Annotated in this window: 1 protein-coding gene; it reads left to right on the top strand. The window is 43.9% G+C overall.

All coding sequences use genetic code 11. From position 1 onward, the window contains the following. Positions 1-86: 86 nt before the first annotated feature. Positions 87-1,237 (top strand): IS3 family transposase gene (locus AC1DE7_RS31575; RefSeq protein ID WP_425607806.1). Its coding sequence is split into 2 segments (ribosomal slippage): positions 87-348 and positions 348-1,237, totalling 1,152 coding nucleotides; the frame shifts between segments, so codons are not numbered across the junction. The last annotated feature ends 44 nt before the right edge of the window (positions 1,238-1,281 follow it).

Here is a 1,281-nt window from a genome sequence, read left to right as displayed (position 1 = left end):
TGGTATTATCCCCTCAAGGTAGACAGTGAAAAAAAGAGATCATGTTAAAATGAACTCAACACTGAAAACCGGAGGGGATTTTTGCTATGCCAGCGAAAAAGGGCCAAACTTTTAATCAATATAGTGAAGAAACGAAGAAAGAGGCTGTTCGTCTGCGATTGGAAGAAGGTTGGACATACAGTCGGATCATGGAGAAGTTTGGTATTAAGAGTGAGAGCCAGATTATTACTTGGGTACGTAAAAGCCAAAATGGAGAGAGTTTTGAGGATTATCGAGGACGTTGGACGAAGAAGCATTTTAGCAGTGCAGAAGAAGAAAATGCTTATCTGAAAGCGCAGGTAGAATATCTAAAAAAGCTCAATCCGAATTTGCACGGAGAGGGAAGCTGGATTTCGAAGCCCGGTGCCAGTCCGTTCGAGAAATAAGTAAGTGGGCACCTGTGGTTTGGTTGTGTAAAATTGCTGAAATTTCTCGTGCAGGTTACTACAAATGGAAGAAGAATATCGTCCTCCGAGAGAAACGAGCAGATCGGGATACGGATCTAAAAGCACATATTTTAGGCATTCACCGACTTCGTCCTTATTTCGGCTACAAACGTATGCGAACCGCGTTAGGAAAGGAAGGCCTCGTGGTGAATCACAAAAAGGTACGCCGCTTAATGAGAGAACTCCAGATTCGTTCCGTGATTCGCAAGAAACGTCCATTTGCTGGCCGGAAACCGTCAGTTCTATTCCGTAATGTCTTAAATCGGGAATTCTCGGCGGTAGCTCCTGTGCAGAAACTCGTGACGGATATTACATATGTCCGGATCGGGCATGATTTTGCTTATCTCTCGGTTGTGATGGATCTATACAACAACGAGATTGTAGCTTGGGAACTCTCCGAGCGAAATGACTTAAAACTTGTGATGGAAACGGTAAAGAAACTGAAATGTGGACCGGCCTTACTCCATTCCGACCAGGGATTCCAGTATACAACACAGAGCTATGCCAAATTGCTTGAAGAGAAGAAGCTAACAGGAAGCCATTCTCGGCGTGGGAACTGCTATGACAATGCATGTATTGAGTCGTTCTTCTCCCACTTAAAGACGGAGAAGTTATATTTGGAGAAGCCTCAGAATCTGGAACAAGCAAGGAACCAAATTACAGAGTATATGTTGTTTTACAACAAGGACCGTTTCCAAAACAAACTCGGCGACCTCTCCCCAATTGAATTCCGGGAAAAAGTCGCCGCTTAATGGAGTTTCTCTTTTTTTATTGTCTACTTGACGGGGCTATGACC

Source organism: Paenibacillus sp. 10L310 (assembly GCF_056395745.1).
This window is presented reverse-complemented; position numbering and strand designations above follow the sequence as displayed.